The sequence below is a fragment of the Phaeobacter sp. CC-HEC084 genome (genome assembly GCF_059429255.1).
Genome location: NZ_JCAIJQ010000002.1, coordinates 194,036 through 215,404, shown reverse-complemented (window position 1 = coordinate 215,404; position 21,369 = coordinate 194,036). Strand labels below are relative to the sequence as shown.

Here is a 21,369-nt window from a genome sequence, read left to right as displayed (position 1 = left end):
GTCATCAGGCAATGCTGTCCGCCCGTCCCACCTGGCGGCCCGAAAAAATACAGCCGCCCAGAAACGTGCCCTCGAGCGCGTTATAGCCATGATAGCCACCGCCGCCGAACCCGGCGACCTCCCCCGCGGCGAAAAGGCCGGGAATGGTCTTGCCATTGGCATCGACCAGTTGCCCGTTCAAATCGGTCTGAAGACCGCCCAGCGTCTTGCGAGTGATTATGTTAAGCCGGACCCCGATCAGCGGACCATTGTCGGGATCCAGGATCCGGTGCGGCTTTGCCGTGCGCATCAGCCTGTCGCCGCGACAATTGCGGGCCGCGTGGATCGCCATCATCTGGGCGTCTTTTGAGAACGGGTTGTCGATCTGCGCGTCCCGGGCAGTGATTTCGGCCCGTATTTTTTCGGCATCCAGCAGGCTGTTCCCTTGCAGTGCATTCATACTGGCGATAAGATCCTCCAGCCGGTCAGCAACGACAAAATCCTCGCCGTGCTCCTTGAAGGCTTCCACGTTGGGGGTCGCCTTCTTGTTCAAAAGTCGCTGTTTTAGGACCTGTTTCCAGCTTTTGGAGGCAAGGTCCGGGTTCTGCTCTGATCCGGATAACGCAAATTCCTTCTTGATGATTTTCTGCGTGGTGATGAACCAGGAATAATCATAGCCCGTGGCCAGAATGGCCTTCAGCGTGCCAAGGCTATCGAAGCCCGGCATGGCAGGCGGCGCGAAACGGTTGCCGGTCGCATCGAACCACATTGAGGAAGGTCCCGGCAGGATCCGGATGCCATGGTTCGGCCAGATCGGATCCCAGTTCTTCACGCCTTCGGTGTAATGCCACATACGGTCGGCGTTGATCACATGGCCACCGGCCTGCTGGGTGATCGCGACCATACGGCCGTCCACATGGGCGGGAACGCCTGCGATCATGTGTTTTGGCGCGGCCCCCAGCCGGTCCGTTGGCCAGGCCTTGCGCACCAGTTCCAAGTTGCCACCGATCCCGCCCGAGGCCACCACCACGCTGGCTGCGCGCAATTCAAAATCGTCAATGACCTCGCGGTTGGTCTTCTGCCCGCGGGCGCTGGTGTCTTCGGCAAGAACCTCGCCGCTGATGCCCGTGCAGGCGCCGTTCTGCATCAGCAGATGTGAACAGCGGTGGCGGAACTTCAGGTTGATGCGCCCCGCCTTTTCATGCTCCCTGACGCGGCGCTCGAACGGCTCCTGCGTGCCGGGACCCACGCCCCAAGTCAGATGGAACCGTGGCACCGAATTGCCATGCCCCGAAGCAAAGGAGCCGCCCCGCTCGGCCCAGCCGACGATCGGAAACCAGCGCATGCCCATGTCATGCAGCCAGGGCCGCATCTCACCGGCCGCAAAATCGATATAGCTTTCGGCCCATTTGCGCGGCCAGAGGTCTTCGTCACGGTCGAAACCGGCGCTGCCCATCCAGTCAGAATAGGCCAATTCACGGCTGTCACGGATCCCCATGCGGCGCTGTTCGGGGCTGTCGATCAACATCAGCCCGCCCAGCGACCAGAAAGCCTGCCCGCCAAGAAAACCCTCGGGTTCCTGATCGACGATCATGACCGTCTTGCCCCGGTCCGCCAGTTCGGCGGCGGCCACCAGTCCGGCCAGCCCCGCCCCGACGATAATGACATCTGCCTGTTGCTCAGCGTGTTTCATCGTTTCCCCTCCCGACGCGCGGCAGGCTGCGCAACTCCTCAATTGCACCCGGATTCCCCGATCCCTGTCCCGCTGTGCCCCGCATTTGCGATTGAACCCCGAGGCCTCGATCAGGCTAGCAGTTCAATCCGCGACTGCCCAGAATAACCACGGGGCAGCCAACCCGCCCGATTTTGGCCTTTTTGACACAGGTCGCGACCGACGTATTCATGCTCTCGACGGCGGTCGTAAACACGGCATAAAATCCCGCCAAACGGGAACTCTAAACAGGTGAATAACTGGTGGGAAGCAAGGCAGAGTTGGTGCGGTTTTGGTTCGAGGAAATCTGGTACCGGAACAACGACCAAATACAGGACGAGATGTTTTCAACCGGTGCAAAGGCGAGTGGCCCGGTGTCCAATCTGGCAGACAAGGATTTCAGGTCCATCGATATCGTCTCAGCCCTGAAAGCGCGCCTTGAATGCACACCAGAGGTGTCCTTTTCCGTCTTCGAAGAGCTAGGCGACTGGGTAATCACCTGTTTCACGGTAGCTGTCACGAAACACCCCACACGCCCGCCTTTTGATTTTGACGGCCAGATGATGTTCCGGATTAAGGACGACAAGATCGCCGAAATTCACTCGAACCTCAATTATATCAAGATGTTCGAAGGCCTTGGCCAGATGCCGCAGGATACGTTGCTGATTTCCCTGACCGGGGCCGAAATGCAATGGAAATGACGCGTAGCGCGTCCTGACCTTCCGGGATCAGTCCTCTGGATCCGGAGAGTTCGGCGCCTCGTATGATCCACCCATGGCAGCGCGCGTCTGTGCGAAATCCAGCAGTTTGACCTCGATATTGGCATTGACCGACCCGTCTTCAAAGGCACCGTGCAGATCGCGCAGCCCGGCAGGCAGGCCGGTCAGCTGTTCGATGGCCTCATCCACATGGCTGACCGCGTGGATCTGGAACTGCCCGGCGCGCACTGCCTCCACCACCTCGGGTTTCAACATGAGGTTCTCCACATTGCTGCGCGGGATCAGAACCCCCTGACGGCCTGTCAGCCCCTCGGTACGGCAGACCTCGAAAAACCCTTCGATCTTCTCATTCACGCCACCAATGGGTTGCACATCGCCCATCTGGTTCACCGATCCGGTCACCGCGAAGGACTGTGAGATTGGCACCTCGGCAAGGGCCGACATCAGGGCGCAGAGTTCTGCCAACGACGCGCTGTCGCCTTCGACGCCGCCATAACTTTGCTCGAAAACGAGGCTGGCCCAAAGCGACAGGGGTGCGTCCGGCACATAGCGCGCCGCCAGATAGCCAGAGAGGATCAGCACCGCCTTGGAATGGATCGGACCGCCCAGCTTGGCCTCGCGCTCAATATCAACAACACGTCCGGACCCTACGCGAACGCGGGCGGTGATCCGCACCGGCGCGCCAAAGCTTTCTTCGCCCAGCGCCGAAACGGTCAGCCCGTTGATCTGACCGATTTCACTGCCCCGGGTGGAAATCAGGATCTGCTCCCGCGCGATCATCTCGCGCATCCGGTCGCGGATCAGACCACGGCGTTCTTCGGCGGCAGTTATGGCGCCATTTACATGTTTTGCCGAAATGGCCTCAGCGCCCTCCTGGCGGGCGTAGTGATTGCCTTCACGCAGGATATCCCACAAGGTCTCGATCCGAAGGCTCAGCTTTTCCTGATCCGCCGAGGCGCGCGAGGCGGCATCGATCAGCGCCGCCACACCATCAGCGGTCACCGGGCGCAGCGCCTCTTCCTCCACCAGCGCCGCAACCCGGCGGGAAAACAGCGCAATACTGTCCGCATCGCGCACCATGTCAGGCCCAAAATCAGCGGTCACGCGGAAGAACTTGTCAAAATCCGGATCGTATTCCGCCAGCAGCATGTGCAGCATACGATCCCCAACCAGCACAACCCGCACATCCAGCGGGATCGGTTCGGGTTTCATCGTGGTGGTCGAAATCAGCCCCAACCGTTCACCCGGGGTGATCACATGGACCGCCTCTGTTTCCAGGCAGCGTTTCAGCGCATCCCAGGCCAGGGGTTCCGCCAGCACCCGGCGGGCGTCCAGCACCAGAAAGCCCCCGTTTGCCCGATGCAATGCCCCCGGTTTGATCTGGGTAAAATCGGTGACCAGCACACCCTGCATCGCCATGTAGTCGATCTGCCCGGTCAGATTGGCCAGCGTCGGCAGGCTTTCCTCAACTACCGGCGCCCGGTCCGCATCTCCCTCATGGGTCACCACAACATTGACATGATAGCGGTGAAACTGCGGATCCTCGCGCAAGGCAGCCAGCCCGGCGGGAAACGGCGCCTTGGAGCGCCCCAGGTCCAGTGACAGGAACAGATCCGCATGGGCCACCAGATCATCCCGCAGGGCCGTGAAATACGGACCAAGCTCATCGATCTCGACAAAACCGCGACAGGCCCTGTCTACGGCGGCATCCACTGCGATCCGCGCCATTTCCGCATTGAGCCGGGTCAACGCATCGCGCTGTTCCCGCTCCAGTTCGGGCTGGTCCAGAAGGAAATCCTCCAGCTCGCTCTGAATTTCCGCAACCGCGTCGCGGATCTGTATCCGCTCTTCTTCGGGCAGCTTGTCGATCACCTCCGGTTTGACGATCTCATCGTCGCGTTTTGCGGCCAGGGAAAACCCCATCGGCGTACTCAGGATCGCGACATTCCTGGCTTCGGCCTTCTGACGCAGCGCATCAAAGGCCTCTTCGCGCCGCGCATTGTAATCCTGCTCCAGCGCCATCCGCTTGTTCTGGTAGTCTTCGGACACCAGCAGCGCCGGGATATGATTGGCCAACTCCTCAAGCAGCCGGGCCATCGCATTGCGCAGCCGCACGCCCTGCCCACGCGGCAGACAAATGGCGTTGGGCTGATCGGCGTCCTCAAAGTTTTGCACATAGACCCAGTCCTTTGGAATGGGGCGGCTGGCGGCCTCTTCCTCCAACACGCGCAGCACGGCGGATTTACGGCCACTGCCCCGTGGGCCTTGCACATAAAGATTGAACCTGCGGTGTTTCATCTGCGCCGACAGGCGGATCGCCTCCATTCCCCGGCCCTGCCCCAGCGGCCCTTCAAGCGGCTCAAGATCGGCGGTGGTTGCAAACTCGAACTCCGTCGGATCGCAGACCCGTCTCAGTTCATCGGGCGACAGTGCCGTATCAGACATGCAAGCTCCTGATTTGGTTCAGCATGGGTGTGGGAAAGGTGGCATACTTGCGATCACCCCGCCAGTGCCCAGACACAAGCCTTGGGTGAAAACGCGGGCGGATACGATCCTTGACGGGACCACCGGACGCGTTGCCTTGGCCCTGTCTCAGGGCGTTTCTGCGGAGGCTGCCTTGGCCGCCGCATCCAGAAGGCGGACGACCTCTCCATCCGAGGTCTGCGAAAAATCGCTGTAGAAGCGCCCAATTGAACCGAAAGGAAAAGGCATTTTCAGACAGATCAGCTCATCTACTTCGTCGCGCAAACTCTCGGCGACATCGCGCGGCGCCACCGGCACCGCCAGCACCAGCCGCGCCGGTTTGCGCGCACGCACGGCCCGCAGCGAAGCCCGGACCGTGGCCCCGGTGGCGATGCCATCATCCACCACAATCGCCGTCCGCCCCCTAAGCGGCACCTGCTTGCGCCCTTTCAGATAGACGTCCCGGCGGCGCCTGATTTCCTCCAGCCGGGGCTGTGACATCCGTTTGATATCCGCCGCCGCAAGGCCAAAGGATCTGGCGATTTCCCGGTTTGTGACGATCTTTGGCTCCGAGCCGTTCACCACCGCCGCCACAGCGAGTTCGGGTTGCTCAGGAGCGCCGATCTTGCGGACCATGATCAGATCCATCGGGGCATTCAGCGCGCGCGCAACTTCGGCCGCAACCGGAACGCCGCCGCGCGGCAGCGCAAGGATCACCGGGTCTTGATACCCTTTGCCAGACAGTTCGACCGCAAGGGCCTGCCCCGCATCTGTTCGATCTTTGAAAAGCGTCATTGCAGTCGCCTCCTGTCGCATGCCTGTATCCGCATTCGCTGGCTATGAACCGAATGTGGATACAGGAATACTAGGTGCGGGCTGCGCTGTCCTTGATCGACCTCAATCCGCCTTGGCAGGTGCCGCAGAGAGCTGCTCTGCCCCCTGCCACCATACCTCACAGTCCTGCACCGTGACCTGAGCGGAGAGGCCGATCCCGACCAGGCGCGTGTCGCCGGGCACGTCAGCCGGGGTAATGCTGACGTCCTGCCCAACCACCTGAATAAGCCAGCCCCGCCCCGGCCTGCCACGCACGAACCCCTTGATCCGGAACAAGCCGGGTGGGCGGGTCTCAACGATCCGGGCGAGTTCCTCCCGGCTGAGAACGATATCCTCGCTGTGATGCCAATGCATGTAATCCGGATGTGCCCTGGCCCCCCGCTGCGGCTTGCTGCCGGGGTCCGGCTGCAACAGCAGCAGTTCGGCCACATGGCCTGCATCGCTCAGCAGAACCGGGGCCGACCGGCTGTCGGCGGCCAGCCCAAGGGCCACAGCAGCCGGTATTTCTTCGGTCTTGCTGACCAGCACCAGATCAGCGCAGGCCACCTGATCGCGGATCTGCGGGCCGATCAGCGTATCGCTGGAAAGGTTCTGATAGCTGCCCGCATCGACCACGGTCACGATGCCGCCAAAACGCATCTCTGGCTCTGCCACGGCGGCATTGGCAATCTTTTGCGGATCAGCAATGCCGCTGGCCTCGACGATCAGGTGGTCCGGGCGCGGAGTGCGGTCCAGCACATCAGCAATAGCCATGAAAAGGTCCGCCCCCATGGTGCAGCAGACGCAGCCATTGGTCAGGGTCAGCGTATCCTCATCGGCGCTGTGCAGAAGTTCGGCATCGATATTTATGGCGCCGAAATCATTGACCAGAACCATCAGACGCTGGCCATGCGGCGCCGACAGAAGGCGGTTGATCAGCGTGGTCTTGCCCGCTCCGAGGTACCCCCCGATCACGGTCATTGGCAGGCGGTTGTCAATCATGGCGGATCACAGCAGATGCACCCGACCGCCCGACACTGTGCCCAGAACCGGCACGTCCTTCAGCGCCACCGGATCCACCGCGGTCGGGTCCTCCCCCAGCACCGCGAAATCGGCTGTCTTGCCAGTCTCGATACTGCCGATCTCATCATCAAGGCGCAGAGTATAGGCCGCGCCAAGGGTGATTGCATGAAGCGCCTCTTCCACCGTGATCTGTTGCGCTGCGCCCAGGGTCCGACCGCTCATGGTCTGGCGATTGACGGCGCACCATGCGGTGAACAGCGGCGCCAGCGGCGTTACCGGCGCATCGGAATGGATCGTCATGTGCACACCTGCGTCCAGCGCGGTCCGGCAGGCATCCATCCGCGTGGCGCGATCCTCACCAATGGTTGCAGCCGCGTGCTGATCGCCGAAGTACCAGATATGATTGGCAAAGATATTGGTGCAGATCCCCAGTTCCGCACAGCGTTCGAACTGATCACGCCCCATCATCTGGCAATGTTGCAGCACATGGCGATGCCCCTGCCCCGGCGCCCGGCGCAGAGCTGCCTCGATGGCGTCGATGGCGACCTGCGAAGCTTCGTCGCCGTTGACGTGGATATGCATCTGCACGCCTTCACGCTGCATCACTTCGCACAGGGCGTAGATCTGATCGGGTGCAGTGTTCCAGATGCCATTAGGCTGTCCGCCCACATAGCCGGGCCATTTCACCCGCGCGGTCCAGCCCTGGATCGAACCATCGGTCATCAGCTTGACCGCCCCAAGGCGCAGCTTGTCGGTGGAGCGGGCGCGCAGATCTTTGGCCCGGGCGGCGATCTGTTCGGGCGTTGCCCCCATTGCCCCCTGCGCAGGCACGATGCGGACCGGGAAATCCGGTGCGCCCGTCACCTCGAGCATGACATCCAGATCGCTGTCTTCCATGGTAGAGAAGAGATCTGCGATCGTGGTGACGCCCGCGCGTTTGGCGACCTCACCATAAGTCCGGATCGATGGCGCCTGCTGGGCCAGGCTACGGAAATCGATGCCAAGACGGCGCATCACCGGGAACATTGCTGCCATCTCCTGCAACTCGCCGGTCGGGTTGCCGTCGGGACCCTTTAGAACCCCCTCGGCATTGGTCTCCCGGCTGTATCCCGCCAGTTCCAGCGCCTTTGAGTTCACACACATCAGGTGGAAATTGGAATAGATGATGGCAATCGGGCGGGTGGTGCTGATCTCATCCAGATGGTGCCGGTTCAGCCGCTCGGTGGGCAGGAAAATCGGATCAAATCCCCAGCCAATCAGTGGCGCGTCCTCACCCAGAGATCCGGCGTACTCCGTGAGGCCGGAAACCACCTCCCCAATGTCCGTCATGCCCGACCACATACGCCCGTCGGGGTCGATCCGGTCGTGATATCCGGCATAGGCATAGTTCCACATCGCCCCCGCCATCATATGGGCATGACCTTCGACAAAACCGGGCATCAGGACCGCCTCGCTAAGGCTGTCATCACGTTCAACCGAGCCCCATTGCTGCGCGCAATCGGCATCGCCAACGGCCAGAATTTTGCCGTCCTGCACCGCGACATGGGTCGCTACCGGATTGTTCGGATCCTGAGTGATGATTTTTTTTGCTTTGAAAACAGTGATTTTTGACATGGAGCACCTTTGGGTTCCCTTTGGGATATCCAAGCTTTGAACATTGGAAAAATGTAATTACTGTCGAGGTAACCCGCAAAAAATGCAGGAATTGATATGCGTTTCACGCTCAAACAACTTCGCTATTTCGATGCGGCGCTGCGGACCGGCTCCATCGCACGGGCCGCTGTCGAGATGAATATTTCGCAATCCTCGATCACCGCGGCCATCGACATGATCGAGCAAACGACGGGCACTGAACTGTTGCGGCGGCTGCCCGCGCGCGGGATCGTCCCAACCAGCAGCGGGCTGGCTGTAGGCGAGCGGGTTCAGGAGTTTCTTGAACAATCCAGGATTTTTGAATCGGATCTGATGTCCCTGACCGGTGATCTGGCAGGGACCCTGCGAATGGGTTGTTATGCCCCGACCGCACCTTATGTGCTGCCGCCGATCCTGAAGCGGATTTCCGAAGACTACCCGTCAATCAGCATCGAGCTGAAAGAGGGCGACATGCAGTCGATTGCCGATCTGCTGAGTTCGGGGGCCATCGATGTGGCGCTGACCTACCGGCGCACCACGCCAGAGGCGCAGCCCTTCATTCCGATGTTCCGGGCCACGCCGATTGCCCTGATCCCCGACGAGTCACCCTTGGCCCGAAAGCCGGAGGTCGACCTTCAGGATCTGGCGGAACTGCCGATGATCCTTCTGGATCTGCCGGGAACGCGTGCCTATTTTTGCAGCCTTTTCGAGGCCCGGGGCTTGCGCCCGAATATTGCGCATACCACCAAAAGCTCGTCTGTCCTGCGGGGGCTTGTTGCAGCGAACTTTGGCTATGCGCTGATGAATATCTGCGGCCCTAACGACCGTATCGGACAAAGCGGCTATGTCGCCCGCCCGATCAAGGGCGATCTGGAATCACCACAATATGGAGTGGCTTACACGCCTGCGTCACAAAAATCTGCCATCGTGAAATCGGTTCTGGCCTCCTGCCGCGAGGTGGCGGAGCGCGGGGATTTTGATGACTTACTGTTTTCCAACCCGCAGGAAACACCCTCCTCGGCCCACATCTTCCGCTAAAAAATGAGACTTTCACCCCTGCAAAAGACTGTTTTCTGAGACGAGTGAGCGAGACTAGCCTGATTGAAACAGCAAAAAAACGATCAGGGAGATCCAGATGAAACTCATGTCACGCCTCTTGGGCGCGGCCGCATTTGCCGCACTATCCTCTACCGCCCTGCCCGCATTTGCCGACGGTGGCACGCTGGTTATCGCCTCCAGTCAGGTGCCGCGACACCTGAACGGCGCGGTGCAATCGGGCATCGCAACCGCCGTGCCGTCGACGCAGATTTTTGCCTCGCCCATCCGTTATGACGAAAACTGGGAGCCGCAGCCCTATCTGGCGAAAAGTTGGGAAACCTCCGAGGACGGCCTGACCGTCACGCTGAATCTGGTCGACAATGCCACCTTTCACGACGGAGAGCCGATCACCTCGGAAGATGTGGCCTATTCCATCCTGACCACAAAGGAAAACCACCCTTTCAAATCCATGTTCGCACCTGTCGAAAGCATCGACACGCCGGATGCGCATACGGTTGTGATCAACCTCAGCAATCCGCACCCGGCGCTGCTGCTGGCGCTGTCGCCCGCGCTGGCTCCGGTCCTGCCCAAACACGTGTTCGACGACGGGCAGGACATCAAATCCCACCCGATGAATTCCAAACCCGTCGGCTCCGGCCCCTTCATGCTGGAGGAATTCAAGGCAGGCGAGGCCATCGTTCTGAAGAAGAACCCGAACTTCTTCCTGGAGGGGCGCCCCAAGCTGGATGAGATCATCGTCCGCATCATCAAGGATCCCTCGGCGCTGCTGATCGCGATGGAAAACGGCGAAGCGGATATGTACCCCTTCATGGCCGGCAGCCAGGAAATCCGCCGCCTTGAGAAAGCCGACCATCTGGGTGTCACCGCCGAAGGCTATGCTGCGGTTGGTCCGCTCAACTGGCTGGCCTTCAACACCGCCTCCCCCAAGCTGAGCGACGTGCGGGTGCGTCAGGCGATTGCCTATGCTGTGGATCGCGACTTCATCACCAAGGCGTTGCACAGGGGCGTTTCCACGCCGCAACGGGGTCCGATCATCGAAAGCTCGCCCTTCTTTGACGAGAGTATCCCCGCCTATGATGCCGATCTGGACAAGGCAAAGGCCCTGATGGCCGAAGCCGGGTTTGCTGACGGGATGGAACTGACCATTGATTTCATCCCCGGCCCCAAGGAACAGCAGCAGTCGATTGCCGAATACATGAAATCGCAGCTGAAGAAGATCGGTATTGCCGTCACCGTGCGCGCCGCGCCGGATTTCCCGACCTGGGCCGGCCGGGTTGGCGGCCATGACTTCGAACTGACGATGGATATCGTGTTCAACTGGGGCGACCCGGTAATCGGGGTGCACCGTACTTATCTCAGCGACAACATCCGCCAAGGTGTGATCTGGTCCAACACCCAGCAATACGCCAACGCAAAGGTCGATGAACTGCTGAACGCCGCCGCCATCGAAAGCGATCCGACCAAGCGTAAAGAGCTTTATGCCGAGTTCCAGCAGATCGTCGCAAAGGACCTGCCGGTCTACTGGATCAACGCGCTGCCCTATCACACGGCCTACGACAAGAAACTGATGAACGTTCCCACTGGCATTTGGGGCACCATGCACCCGATGGACATGGTCTCCTGGGGCGAATGAGCCCGGGCCTGATCGGCTGATCCGGCGGGCGCCGACAAACAGAATACTGGCGCCCGCCCCCTTTCTTTCTGCCGGGGACATGTAATGAATGCTTCGTTTTTGATACGCCGGATTGGCTATGGGCTGGTCCTGATGCTGGGTGTGGTGGTCCTGAACTTCCTGCTGATCCGCCTGGCGCCGGGTGATCCGGCAGTGGTGATTGCCGGGGAAATGGGCGGCGCCACCGAAGAGATGCTGGAAAGCATCCGCGAAGAATACGGACTGAACAAGCCGCTGATCACGCAGCTGGGCATCTATGTCGGCAACGTGGTGACAGGCGACCTTGGCGAAAGTTTCTTCTTCAACCAGCCTGTTGCCACCCTGATCGCCCAGCGCATCCTGCCGACCATCCTGTTGGTGGTCACGGCTCAGGTCCTGTCGATCATCATCGGGGTTTTCTTGGGGGTGATCGCAGCCCGCAAGCCCAATGGCGTGATGAGCGCCTTCGTCTCGGTCTTTGCCACCATCGGATATGCGGTGCCCGTATTCTGGACCGGGATCATGCTGATCATCCTCTTTGCCAGCGTTTTGCCGATCTTCCCTGTCGAAGGCATGCAATCGGTCAAGCTGCGCGATGCGGGGATCTTTGTGCAGGCGCTGGACGTGCTGCATCACCTCGCCCTTCCGGCCTTTACGCTCGCCATCATCTATCTGGCGCAATACGCCCGGCTGTCGCGTGCCTCGATGCTTGAGGTGCTGGGATCCGATTACATCCGCACCGCCAAGGCCAAGGGCGCCTCGCAGCGCTCGATCCTGTTCAAACATGCGCTGCGCAACGCGGCATTGCCGATCCTGACGGTGGCCGGCCTGCAATTCGGCAACCTGATCTCGGGCGCGCTGCTGGTGGAGACCGTGTTCAACTGGCCCGGCATGGGGCGGCTGGCCTTCGATTCCATCCTGCGCCGCGATTACCCCACCATCATGGGGGTCCTGTTCTTTGCCAGCGCCATGGTGGTGATCGCCAATATCCTGACGGACATGAGCTACCGGCTGGCCGATCCGCGACTGAGGGGGAAAAGCTGATGTCCGACAACACCGCAACCGACACGTCTGCGGCCGAGCATCAGGCCCAAAGCCCGGCACTGGAAGCCTGGCGGATGTTCCGCCGCAACATTCCGGCATTGTTCGGGGTGGTGCTGCTGACCCTAATCATAGGCGCGACGCTTTACGGCACCTTCTTTTACAGCGGCGATCCCTTCGACATCGTCTGGGCTCCGCATGAACCGCCCGGGGTGACGCCCGAGTTTCCCCTCGGCACGGACTATCTGGGCCGGGACATCATTGCGGGCATGCTGACCGGGGGCGGGCCGACCCTGGCGGTCGGGGCCGTTGCGGCTGCGATCACCATGGTGATCGGCATCGCGATGGGCGCCTTGGCCGGGTACTATGGCGGCTGGGTCGACAACCTCTTGATGCGCGTCACCGAGTTCTTTCAAGTGCTGCCTGCCCTTTTGTTTGCCATGGTGCTGGTGACGCTGCTGTCGCCCACCCTGTTCACCATCGCCTTTGCCATTGGAGTGGTTAGCTGGCCGCAGACCGCGCGCCTGACACGGGCCGAGTTCCTGAAGATCAAGAACCTTGAGTACGTCACCGCCGCCCGTGCGATCGGCGCCCGGGACAAACGCATCATCTGGACCGTGATCCTGCCCAATGCCCTGCCGCCGCTGATCGTCTCAGCCACGCTGACTGTGGGGGTCGCGATCCTGTTCGAAGCAGGGCTGAGCTTCCTTGGCCTTGGCGATCCAAATGTAATGAGCTGGGGCCTGATGATCGGCGCCAACCGCGAATACATTCTGGACGCCTGGTGGCCGGTCACTTTCCCGGGGCTTGCGATCTTCTTTACCGTCTTTGCCGTCAGCCTGATCGGAGACGGGCTCAACGATGCCTTCAACCCAAAGCTGAGGGAACGATGAACCACCTTCTGGAAATCGAAGACCTGCGCGTCACCTTCAACACCCGCTATGGCGAAGTCACCGCGCTGGACAGCATTTCGATGCATGTCAGCGCCGGTGAAACCCTGGGCGTGGTGGGCGAAAGCGGCTGCGGCAAATCCATCACCGCCCTGTCGGTCATGGGGCTGATCCCAACCCCGCCCGGCCGCATCGCCGGGGGCGCGATCCGCCTCAATGGCGAGGATCTGACCCGTGCCTCTGAATCCCGGATGCGCGCCCTGCGCGGCTCGGAAATGGCGATGATCTTTCAGGAGCCAATGACCTCGCTCAACCCGGTGTTCACTGTCGGGGATCAGATTGCCGAGGCCATTATGCTGCACCAGAACGTCAGCCGCGATCAGGCCCTGCGGGATGCCGTGGCGCTGCTGGACCGGGTCGGTATCCCGTCGCCCGATGCACGGGCGCGGGATTATCCGCACCAGCTGTCTGGCGGCATGCGCCAGCGCGTGATGATCGCCATGGCCGTAAGCTGCCGCCCAAAAGTGCTGATCGCGGATGAGCCGACAACCGCGCTGGATGTGACGGTGCAGGCGCAGATCTTTGACCTGCTGAACGAAATCCAGCGCGATTTCGGCTCCGCCATCATCCTGATCACCCACGACATGGGCGCAATCAGTGAAATGGCGGACCGGGTGGCGGTCATGTACGCCGGTCGGGTCATCGAGGAAGCCAGCGCCGACGATGTGCTGGACTATCCGCAACACCCCTATGCGCGAGGGCTGATCTCCTGCATCCCGGCCCTTGGCAAAGGCGAAATGCCGGAGACCTTGGCGGAAATCCCCGGCGTGGTGCCGCCGCTGCATTTGCTGGGGGCGGGCTGCGCCTTTGCTGATCGCTGCGCCCATCGCACCGATCGCTGCACCCGTGAAAAGCCGCTTCTGGCCACCCATGGCCACCATCCCGCGGCCTGCCACGCGGTCGAGGAGAACCGGATATGACAACGCTTCTGGATGTACGGGATCTGAAGGTCCGCTTTGCCCTGCCGAAACCTTCGCTCTTTGCACCGCAACCCTTTCTGGAGGCGGTGCGGGGCGTGTCCTTCACGCTGGAGCGGGGCCGTGCCCTTGGCATTGTCGGCGAAAGCGGGTCGGGCAAGACCACCGCGGCCATGTCGACAATCCGGCTGGTACCTGCGGCTGGGGGCGAGATCCTGTTCGACGGTGAAGACCTGCTGCAACTGGATGACGAGGCGATGCGCGCCCGGAGGCGTGATATTCAGCTGATCTTTCAGGACCCTTATTCCTCGCTCAACCCGCGGGCGCGGGTGGTGGATATCGTGCGCGAGCCGATGGACCTGATGAATATCGGCGATGCCGACAGCCGTCTGGCCCGGGTCAAGGAGCTGTTCGAACTGGTGGGCCTGCGTCCCGACCAGTTGAACCTCTTCCCGCACCAGTTTTCGGGCGGGCAGCGGCAGCGGATTTCCATCGCGCGCGCGCTCACCACCAATCCCCGGCTGCTGGTCTGTGACGAACCTGTCAGCGCCCTCGACGTGGCCATTCAAGCGCAAATCCTGAACCTGCTGGCGCGGCTGAAACGGGAACTTGGTCTGTCCTACCTGTTCATCAGCCACGATCTGGGCGTGGTCCGGCACCTCTGCGATGATGTGGCTGTGATGTATCTGGGCCAGATCGTGGAGCAAGCCAGCCGGGAGGAGCTGTTCGACACTCCGAAACATCCCTACACGCAGGCCCTGCTGGCAGCGGCGCCCTCTCTGGCGCGGCGCAAATCCAAAGGCTATGTGCGGCCGCTGAAACTCTCCGGCGATCCGCCCAGCCCGATCAATCCGCCAAAAGGCTGCGCCTTTGTGGACCGCTGCCCGCTGGCGCAGGACCTGTGCCGTCAGGAGCAACCCGTTCTGAAACCCAATGGGGCCAGCCAGGTCGCCTGCCATTTCGCATCCGCATAAAGCCCGCAGCCCCGTTACGGGGCTGAAGAGCTCCGTCTCTCTTATCCCGCTGCCGGGATCATGAAGCCGTCAAAGAACTGGCTGAGCGCCTCATGGGCATCCAGTGGCAGAACCTGGGCCACGTACTGATCCGGACGCACCAGCACCATGCAGCCCTGGCTCCGATCAATACCGCGCATGTCAAAGATATCCTGCCCCGATTTCAGATCCGGGCAGAAGACCTTCTCGTAATCGCGCAACCCGTAGCGTCCCTTCAAAGGCCGCAACAGTGACGGCATGTCCCCCGGCGTCAGGCTGCGGTGCTCCTGCTGCAGCACCGCGCGCACATCCAGAACGGAATCGATATCTGCCCCCTTTGCCGTGTAGCGCCGCAAAGGTGAGGCGGCATCGCCTTCCAGATACTGACACAGCGCATGCAAAGCGCCGCCTTCCTGCCCCCGATCATCGGTCGCGGCAAAGGCGAAGAGACGCCAGCGCCCATCGGCCCGCACCACATGGCCCAGCTGCAAGGGACGCGCATCCGCCAGCCGGATCACCGGCGCCGAATGGAACCGCATGCCCAGAGGAAACCCGCTGGCCAGTGCCTGGTGGGTGTCCGCTCCGGTCAGAACCGAGGGCGCGTATTGGATCGCCGTGCCGGCAGTGAACCGCCCGTGCTGCACGAAATATTTCTGGAACTCCTCGGGGTCGACGCCGCCCTCAGCATCGCCGGTCTTGGGCTTGGCGCTGAACATGCGAGCGAATTCACGGTCGAAGTCAATCAGCATCTTTGCTACCCCCTGCCGTTCGGCAGAGTAGCTGTGCAGGATTTCGGGCACCGCCTGCTTGCGCAGGACAGCGGCCAGCTTCCAACCCAGGTTGAAACCGTCGCGCATGGAGACGTTCATGCCCTGCCCCGCCTTGGGACTGTGCGTGTGGCAGGCATCCCCGGCGATGAAGACGCGCGGCAGCTGACTGTCGATGTTTTCGGCCGGAACGTCGTCGAACTTGTCGCACAGCCGCTGACCGATCTCATAGACCGACCACCATGCGGTTTCCTTCACCTCTAGCGTATAGGGATGCAGGATCCGCTGCGCCGCCGCGACCAGTTTGTCCAGAGTGATATTGCGGCTGGCGACCCGCTCATCCTCTTTCAGCTTGTCCAACTCGATATAAAGCCGAACCATGTAGCCGCCCTCGCGCGGGATCACCAGAAGGTTGCCCTCTTCCGCCGAATGCACGGTGGCCTTCATGCGGATGTCAGGAAAGTCGGTAACGGCCAGAACATCCATCACACCCCAGGCCTGATTGGCAGAATCGCCAGTCAGTTTACGCCCGATCGCCTCGCGCACGCGGCTGCGGGCACCATCGCAGCCCACCACGTATTTTGCCCGCAGCTCATGGGTTTCGCCCTCATGGCCGGGCGCGGTGCTCTCCAGCGTCACGGTAACCGGGTACTCCGCGTCCCCGGTCACCGTCAGATCCTTGATGCGCTGGTTGTACCAGGGCGCCATCGCCGTGGGCGCATTGGCCATGGTCTCCAGAAAGAAATCATGCACCCGCGCCTGATTGAGGATCACATGGGGGAATTCCGACAAGCCATCCTCGGTATCCTGAATGCGGCCACTGCGGGTGATGCAGCCGGGGTTTTCTGCATCCGGGCGCCAGAACGAGGTTTCATTGACCCAGTAGGATTCCTTCAGAACCTTCTCGCTGAAGCCAAACGCCTCGAACATCTCCATCGAGCGGCAGGCAATCCCATCCGCCTGCCCCACCTGGATGGGGCCAACGCGTTGTTCAACGATCCCGGTCCGGATGTCCGAAAACGCAGCCAACTGGCTGGCAAGCACCAGCCCCGTGGGGCCGGTACCGACAATCAAAACGTCCAGCGTGTCAGGCAGTGGCGCCGTATCCCCCCCGTTTTGGGTAAGGTCCGTGTGCACCGCGGGATCGCCCGGGCGAAATCCGTTCAGGTGATATTGCATGCGCTTTCCTCCACGAGCTCGGCACTTGATAAGCTTACTTACATTTTGAAGGCGCTGCCTGTCAATTATTATATGCATACTTACTTTATGCCGAACAACGTGCCTAAATCCCAAGTGTACGCAGCAGAAAGCGCCCCGCCGGGGTCCCCCAACAGGCCGAATGCAGGCTTTCAATGTCCTTGAAGTGGTGGGTTACCAGCGCTTCAGCGCGTCTTCATCGGCGTCCTTGGCAGCGACCCATTCGGCCTCGCCATCCCGCAGGACCTCTTTCTTCCAAAACGGAGCCCGGGACTTCAGGTAATCCATCAGGAACTCGGCCGCCTCAAAGGCGTCCTTGCGGTGGCGAGCGGCGGTTGCGACCATCATGATACGCTCTCCGGGTTCCAGCCGCCCGTAGCGGTGGATCACCAACGCATCCGCTAGATCCCAGCGCGTCATCGCCTCGGAGGCGATTTTTTCCAGCGCCTTCTGCGTCATGCCGGGATAATGCTCAATCTCCATCGCGGCCATGTCGCCGGTGTCTGCATCGCGCACGACGCCAGTGAATGTCACCACAGCCCCGGCCCCGGCCACTGCATCGGCAAAAGCTTCGGTGACCGACCCAAGATCAAAAGACGCTTCCTGCACCAGAACGCGCATCGCCTAGCCCCCCGTCATCGGCGGGAAAAAGGCCACTTCCCGAACACCCTCAAGCGGGGCATCAAAATCGGAAAGCTCCTGATCCAGCGCCACCCGCAGGGCCGAAATATCGGCAAAGGCCGCCGCATAGCGCGGCTCCCGTGCGCGCAATTCCTCAACCAGATCCGACACGGTTGCCGCCGTGGTGTCGACGCGCTCGCGCGGCAGGCCGATCCGTTCGCGCACCCAGGCAAAATACAAGATATCCATCAGCGCGTCTCCTTCAGAAATGGCAGGGCCTTTTTCAGATAGTCGGCCCCGGTGATCAGGGTCAGCGCCGCTGCAATCCACAGTAGCCACAGCCCGATGCGGCCGGTCCAGACCATGCCTTCGAATTTCCATCTGAGGCCGGTTACATCTTCGACCTCTCCTGCAAGGATCTGCCCCAGAAGCTCATCATCCATCCCGAAGGAGGACATGACCAGATAGTGCTCGAACACCCCTTGGCAAAACAGGGTGGCGATGGCCGTCATCTGGGCCGTCGTCTTCCACTTGGCCAGTTTGGTGACCTTCAGCGTGCCAGCCGTATCCCCCAGGTATTCCCGCAGGCCAGAGACGAAAACCTCACGAAACAGGATGACCGTCGCGGGCAGCACCAGCCAGGGAGCCCAATGCTCGGCCGCGTAGCCAACAAGGATCATCAGCGCGATCACCACCATCGCCTTGTCCGCAATCGGATCCAGCATCGCGCCGATCTTGGTCTCCTGCTTCCAAGCACGAGCCAGATAGCCGTCGAACCAATCGGTCACCGCTGCGCCGACAAACAGCAACAGCGCAAACCAATCCGCCAGCGGACGACTGAAGTAGAGAAACATGATGGCAAGACCGGGTGCAGCCAGCAGCCGCACGATGGTCAGGATATTGGGCAAGGTCCACGTCATGGACGCACATTATCCGGCTGTTTCACAAGTGGAAAGCAGGCTTAATCAAATTTTGACGTGGTCCGGCAAAGACCGGCCGCGACCAATTGTGTCGCTGCGGATCCGCTGCGCCGGGAATGTCGTCCGATCACCCAACCGAGGTATCCAAAAGTGCGCCCTTCTTTTCACCGTGATGACTGGAATGATCGAACTTCCGGTGCACCTCGTTCAGGCGATTGCGGTCGTCAAAGATGTGGATGTTGATGACCCGCATCAGGTCTTCCTGAGCAAGCTTGAGGGCTTCCGCCTCGGTTTCGGCCAGCCCGGTGCCTTTGAGCTTGTCCAGCTCCTTGGCGATTTTCTCGCATTCCTTCTTGGCCTTGATCAGATGTTCCCCCTCATGCGCGAGGCAACAGGCATAAAAACGGTACCATTCGATCAGTGCCCGCGGTGACAGGCCGCTGACCGAGCGTTTCGGACATCGCACCGTGGTGTGCAGGATCAGCTTCAGCGTAGAAACCTTGGTCGTGACCTCGAACCAGCCGGTCTTCTTGTCGATCTTTGCCTTGCCATCCGCCACGTATTTGCCCTTGGCGGTCAGGCACTCCAGCTCCGTGGTGGTCAGAAAGGTAACCTTCTTGTTGTCGTTCGGGTCCTTGGGCCCCTTGCTCTTGATGCTTTTGGCAATGTCCGGCAGCGTCTTTCCGGACACAGAATAAGTGTCGTAGGCGACGGGCTTTACGGTCAGGGAAACAGCCATGGCTCCTCCGGGCGGCTAGGGACGCGCGCCCAGAATAGCATGTTTCCCCCCTACCCCAAAATCAGACGCCTAGCCTTGCGCGTGGAAGTGGTCGTAGATCCGTTCTGCCAGCGCCTCGGAAATGCCGTCCACCGCCTTGAGGTCAGCCAGATTGGCGCGGCTCACCGCCTTGGCGCTGCCGAAATGGGCCAGCAGTGCACGTTTCCGGCTGGCGCCGACACCAGCCACTTCATCCAGCGGTGTCGCCCCCATCGCCTTGGCCCGTTTGGCCCGATGGGTGCCGATGGCAAATCTGTGCGCCTCGTCCCGTAGACGCTGGATGAAATAAAGCACCGGATCGTTGCGCTGCAGGGCAAAGGCATTCTCGCCCAGCCGGTGGAACTCTTCCTTGCCGTGGTCGCGATCCACCCCCTTGGCGACGCCGACCATGGGAATATCCTGCACGCCGTGTTCTTCCATGATCTCCGCCACCGCCGACACCTGCCCGGCGCCGCCGTCGATCAGCAGAAGATCCGGCCACAGCCCCTTTTCCCGGTCGGGATCCTCTTTCAGCAGACGCGAGAAACGGCGGTTCAGCACCTCCTTCATCATGCCGAAGTCATCGCCAGGTGTCAGGTCGTCGCCCTTGATGTTGAACTTGCGGTAGGCATTCTTCATCAGCCCCTCGGGACCCGCGACGATCATGCCACCGACCGCATGGGAGCCTTGGATATGCGAGTTGTCGTAGACCTCTATCCGATTTGGCGGACCGTCTAGGCCAAAGGCCTCCGCCAGCCCCTTAAGCAGTTTGGCCTGCGTCGCGCTTTCAGCCATGCGGCGGGCCAGGCTTTCGCGGGCATTGCGCACGGCACCAGCCACCAGTTCAGTCTTTTCACCGCGTTGCGGGACCATCACCTCGACCCGGCGCCCAGCCTTCTCGCTCAGCGCCTGTTCCATCAGATCGCCATTCTCGATATCATCAGACAGGATCAACTGCCGCGGCGGCTCCTTGTTGCTGTAGAACTGGCCAAGGAAGGCCTCCATCACCTCGGCGGGGCTGTTGTCGGCATCGACGCGGGGATAGAAATCCTGATTGCCCCAGTTCTGGTTCGCCCGGATGAAGAAGACCTGAACGCAGGCCTGCCCCCCCTCCATGTGCAGACCGATGACATCCGCCTCGGCGACACCGCGCGGATTGATGCCTTGCGCCGTTTGCACCTGTGTCAGCGCCTTGATCCGGTCGCGCAGGGCGGCCGCGCGCTCGAACTCCATCGCTTCGGAGGCCGCCATCATCTGTTCTGCCAACTCCTCCTGGATCTTGGTGGAGCGCCCGGACAGGAACCGCTCGGCATCACGGACGCTGGCGGCGTACTCTTCGGCGCTGATTTCCCCGGTACAGGGGGCCGAGCAGCGCTTGATCTGATATTGCAGACAGGGGCGCGTGCGGCTCTCGAACATTGCGTCCGAGCAGTTGCGCAGCAGGAACGCCTTTTGCAGCTGGTTCAGCGTTCGGTTCACCGCGCCTGCGCTGGCAAAGGGTCCGAAATAGCTCCCCTTTTCCTTACGGGCGCCCCGATGCTTCTTGATCTGCGGATAGGCGTGATCCTTGGACACCAGGATATTGGGAAAGCTTTTGTCATCGCGCAGCAGCACGTTGTACTTCGGCTTCAGCTGCTTGATCAGATTCTGCTCCAGCAGCAGCGCCTCGGTTTCCGTCCGCGTGGTCAGGAACATCATCGAGGTAGTCAGCGCGATCATCCGTTCGATCCGCGGGCTGTTGCCCGGCCGGGTGTAATTCGACACCCGCGCCTTCAGATTGCGCGCCTTGCCCACATAAAGAACCCGGCTGTCGGCATCGAGCATGCGATAAACGCCGGGCGAGGAATCCAGCGTTTTCACATAGTCCTGAATGACGGCATAACCGCTGCGCGGCGGTTCAGAGGATGATGCGTCTGAAGTCTGATCAATCATGTCCTGACACATATGATTCTACGCATGTCGCTGCAATGTTTCCCAGCCTGTTTCAAGAGCGGACAAATCCACCACTCCTGTGGATAAGTGTGAAGATATCTTCGGGCTATCCAGCGTTTTCCCTTGTTTTCGACCGGTTTTGGATGAATGCCTAAAATTTAGGCGGATATACAAGATCTTGATTTCGTTTTGAAAATTTTCCGACGCCTGACAAGGTTTTGAAAA

Annotated in this window: 18 protein-coding genes; 7 read left to right on the top strand and 11 right to left on the bottom strand. The window is 60.9% G+C overall.

Going from position 1 to position 21,369, the window contains the following annotated elements:
* Window positions 1–4: 4 nt before the first annotated feature.
* Window positions 5–1,672, bottom strand: a complete 1,668-nt coding sequence (locus AC5SSZ_RS01460; protein ID WP_495436406.1) for an FAD-binding dehydrogenase — start codon at window positions 1,670–1,672, stop codon at window positions 5–7.
* A 281-nt stretch (window positions 1,673–1,953) separates the two neighbouring features.
* Here AC5SSZ_RS01460 and AC5SSZ_RS01455 point away from each other — a divergent pair, with 281 nt between their 5' ends.
* Entirely contained in the window at window positions 1,954–2,391 is a 438-nt protein-coding gene (locus AC5SSZ_RS01455) for a nuclear transport factor 2 family protein (protein ID WP_065271232.1), read from the top strand.
* 27 nt (window positions 2,392–2,418) lie between these two features.
* Here the strand turns inward: AC5SSZ_RS01455 and AC5SSZ_RS01450 are convergent, their stop codons facing one another.
* The 4 genes from AC5SSZ_RS01450 to AC5SSZ_RS01435 all read right to left on the bottom strand — a co-directional run bounded on the left by AC5SSZ_RS01450 (window position 2,419) and on the right by AC5SSZ_RS01435 (window position 8,322).
* Window positions 2,419–4,854 carry a Lon protease family protein gene (locus AC5SSZ_RS01450; RefSeq protein ID WP_495436403.1) on the bottom strand — a complete coding sequence of 812 codons (2,436 nt, stop codon included), beginning with the start codon at window positions 4,852–4,854 and terminating at the stop codon, window positions 2,419–2,421.
* 147 nt (window positions 4,855–5,001) lie between these two features.
* Window positions 5,002–5,667, bottom strand: coding sequence for a phosphoribosyltransferase (locus AC5SSZ_RS01445; RefSeq protein ID WP_495436401.1), 666 nt, complete (start codon window positions 5,665–5,667; stop codon window positions 5,002–5,004).
* Between the two features lie 102 nt (window positions 5,668–5,769).
* The gene (locus AC5SSZ_RS01440; protein ID WP_495436399.1) at window positions 5,770–6,687 is read right to left on the bottom strand and encodes a CobW family GTP-binding protein; all 918 of its coding nucleotides are present in this window, start codon (window positions 6,685–6,687) and stop codon (window positions 5,770–5,772) included.
* Between the two features lie 6 nt (window positions 6,688–6,693).
* Complete coding sequence (locus AC5SSZ_RS01435; protein WP_495436397.1) at window positions 6,694–8,322, bottom strand: amidohydrolase; 1,629 nt, start codon at window positions 8,320–8,322, stop codon at window positions 6,694–6,696.
* 96 nt (window positions 8,323–8,418) lie between these two features.
* Here AC5SSZ_RS01435 and AC5SSZ_RS01430 point away from each other — a divergent pair, with 96 nt between their 5' ends.
* From AC5SSZ_RS01430 to AC5SSZ_RS01405, 6 genes are all read left to right on the top strand, one after another.
* A complete protein-coding gene (locus tag AC5SSZ_RS01430) occupies window positions 8,419–9,378 on the top strand; it encodes a LysR family transcriptional regulator (RefSeq protein WP_495436395.1) in 960 nt (319 codons plus the stop codon).
* A 97-nt stretch (window positions 9,379–9,475) separates the two neighbouring features.
* A complete protein-coding gene (locus AC5SSZ_RS01425; RefSeq protein ID WP_495436393.1) occupies window positions 9,476–11,032 on the top strand; it encodes an ABC transporter substrate-binding protein in 1,557 nt (518 codons plus the stop codon).
* Window positions 11,033–11,116: 84 nt separating this feature from the next.
* A complete protein-coding gene (locus tag AC5SSZ_RS01420) occupies window positions 11,117–12,094 on the top strand; it encodes an ABC transporter permease (RefSeq protein WP_065271238.1) in 978 nt (325 codons plus the stop codon).
* Window positions 12,094–12,984 (top strand): ABC transporter permease, encoded by an 891-nt coding sequence (locus AC5SSZ_RS01415; protein WP_274839882.1) that lies wholly within the window; start codon window positions 12,094–12,096, stop codon window positions 12,982–12,984. The genes AC5SSZ_RS01420 and AC5SSZ_RS01415 overlap by 1 nt, the downstream gene beginning before the upstream one ends.
* Entirely contained in the window at window positions 12,981–13,961 is a 981-nt protein-coding gene (locus AC5SSZ_RS01410; RefSeq protein WP_495436390.1) for an ABC transporter ATP-binding protein, read from the top strand. Before AC5SSZ_RS01415 ends, AC5SSZ_RS01410 begins: the two co-directional genes overlap by 4 nt.
* Window positions 13,958–14,932, top strand: coding sequence for an ABC transporter ATP-binding protein (locus AC5SSZ_RS01405; RefSeq protein WP_495436388.1), 975 nt, complete (start codon window positions 13,958–13,960; stop codon window positions 14,930–14,932). The genes AC5SSZ_RS01410 and AC5SSZ_RS01405 overlap by 4 nt, the downstream gene beginning before the upstream one ends.
* 41 nt (window positions 14,933–14,973) lie before the next feature.
* Here AC5SSZ_RS01405 and AC5SSZ_RS01400 read toward each other — a convergent pair whose 3' ends face one another.
* The 6 genes from AC5SSZ_RS01400 to uvrC form a co-directional block, all read right to left on the bottom strand.
* Window positions 14,974–16,896 carry an FAD-binding monooxygenase gene (locus tag AC5SSZ_RS01400; RefSeq protein WP_495436385.1) on the bottom strand — a complete coding sequence of 641 codons (1,923 nt, stop codon included), beginning with the start codon at window positions 16,894–16,896 and terminating at the stop codon, window positions 14,974–14,976.
* A gap of 192 nt (window positions 16,897–17,088) precedes the next feature.
* The gene (locus tag AC5SSZ_RS01395) at window positions 17,089–17,535 is read right to left on the bottom strand and encodes a molybdenum cofactor biosynthesis protein MoaE (protein WP_065271243.1); all 447 of its coding nucleotides are present in this window, start codon (window positions 17,533–17,535) and stop codon (window positions 17,089–17,091) included.
* 3 nt (window positions 17,536–17,538) lie between these two features.
* Window positions 17,539–17,784 carry a molybdopterin converting factor subunit 1 gene (gene moaD, locus AC5SSZ_RS01390; RefSeq protein WP_495436382.1) on the bottom strand — a complete coding sequence of 82 codons (246 nt, stop codon included), beginning with the start codon at window positions 17,782–17,784 and terminating at the stop codon, window positions 17,539–17,541.
* Window positions 17,784–18,455 (bottom strand): CDP-diacylglycerol--glycerol-3-phosphate 3-phosphatidyltransferase, encoded by a 672-nt coding sequence (gene pgsA / locus AC5SSZ_RS01385; protein WP_065271245.1) that lies wholly within the window; start codon window positions 18,453–18,455, stop codon window positions 17,784–17,786. Before pgsA ends, moaD begins: the two co-directional genes overlap by 1 nt.
* Window positions 18,456–18,582: 127 nt before the next feature.
* A complete protein-coding gene (locus AC5SSZ_RS01380) occupies window positions 18,583–19,194 on the bottom strand; it encodes a DUF922 domain-containing protein (protein ID WP_274829692.1) in 612 nt (203 codons plus the stop codon).
* A gap of 69 nt (window positions 19,195–19,263) precedes the next feature.
* Window positions 19,264–21,156, bottom strand: coding sequence for an excinuclease ABC subunit UvrC (uvrC, locus tag AC5SSZ_RS01375; protein WP_495436379.1), 1,893 nt, complete (start codon window positions 21,154–21,156; stop codon window positions 19,264–19,266).
* Window positions 21,157–21,369: the final 213 nt, after the last annotated feature.

Excerpts from the sequence above, each read along its gene's own strand:
- AC5SSZ_RS01395 (WP_065271243.1), bottom strand. The coding sequence starts at position 17,535 with ATGCGCGTTCTGGTGCAGGAAGCGTCTTTTGATCTTGGGTCGGTCACC.
- AC5SSZ_RS01445 (WP_495436401.1), bottom strand. The coding sequence starts at position 5,667 with ATGACGCTTTTCAAAGATCGAACAGATGCGGGGCAGGCCCTTGCGGTC.
- AC5SSZ_RS01405 (WP_495436388.1), top strand. The coding sequence starts at position 13,958 with ATGACAACGCTTCTGGATGTACGGGATCTGAAGGTCCGCTTTGCCCTG.
- AC5SSZ_RS01430 (WP_495436395.1), top strand. The coding sequence starts at position 8,419 with ATGCGTTTCACGCTCAAACAACTTCGCTATTTCGATGCGGCGCTGCGG.
- AC5SSZ_RS01425 (WP_495436393.1), top strand. The coding sequence starts at position 9,476 with ATGAAACTCATGTCACGCCTCTTGGGCGCGGCCGCATTTGCCGCACTA.
- AC5SSZ_RS01460 (WP_495436406.1), bottom strand. The coding sequence starts at position 1,672 with ATGAAACACGCTGAGCAACAGGCAGATGTCATTATCGTCGGGGCGGGG.
- AC5SSZ_RS01400 (WP_495436385.1), bottom strand. The coding sequence starts at position 16,896 with ATGCAATATCACCTGAACGGATTTCGCCCGGGCGATCCCGCGGTGCAC.
- uvrC (WP_495436379.1), bottom strand. The coding sequence starts at position 21,156 with ATGTGTCAGGACATGATTGATCAGACTTCAGACGCATCATCCTCTGAA.
- AC5SSZ_RS01435 (WP_495436397.1), bottom strand. The coding sequence starts at position 8,322 with ATGTCAAAAATCACTGTTTTCAAAGCAAAAAAAATCATCACTCAGGAT.
- AC5SSZ_RS01380 (WP_274829692.1), bottom strand. The coding sequence starts at position 19,194 with ATGGCTGTTTCCCTGACCGTAAAGCCCGTCGCCTACGACACTTATTCT.
- AC5SSZ_RS01450 (WP_495436403.1), bottom strand. The coding sequence starts at position 4,854 with ATGTCTGATACGGCACTGTCGCCCGATGAACTGAGACGGGTCTGCGAT.
- AC5SSZ_RS01415 (WP_274839882.1), top strand. The coding sequence starts at position 12,094 with ATGTCCGACAACACCGCAACCGACACGTCTGCGGCCGAGCATCAGGCC.
- moaD (WP_495436382.1), bottom strand. The coding sequence starts at position 17,784 with ATGGATATCTTGTATTTTGCCTGGGTGCGCGAACGGATCGGCCTGCCG.
- AC5SSZ_RS01410 (WP_495436390.1), top strand. The coding sequence starts at position 12,981 with ATGAACCACCTTCTGGAAATCGAAGACCTGCGCGTCACCTTCAACACC.
- AC5SSZ_RS01420 (WP_065271238.1), top strand. The coding sequence starts at position 11,117 with ATGAATGCTTCGTTTTTGATACGCCGGATTGGCTATGGGCTGGTCCTG.
- AC5SSZ_RS01440 (WP_495436399.1), bottom strand. The coding sequence starts at position 6,687 with ATGATTGACAACCGCCTGCCAATGACCGTGATCGGGGGGTACCTCGGA.
- pgsA (WP_065271245.1), bottom strand. The coding sequence starts at position 18,455 with ATGACGTGGACCTTGCCCAATATCCTGACCATCGTGCGGCTGCTGGCT.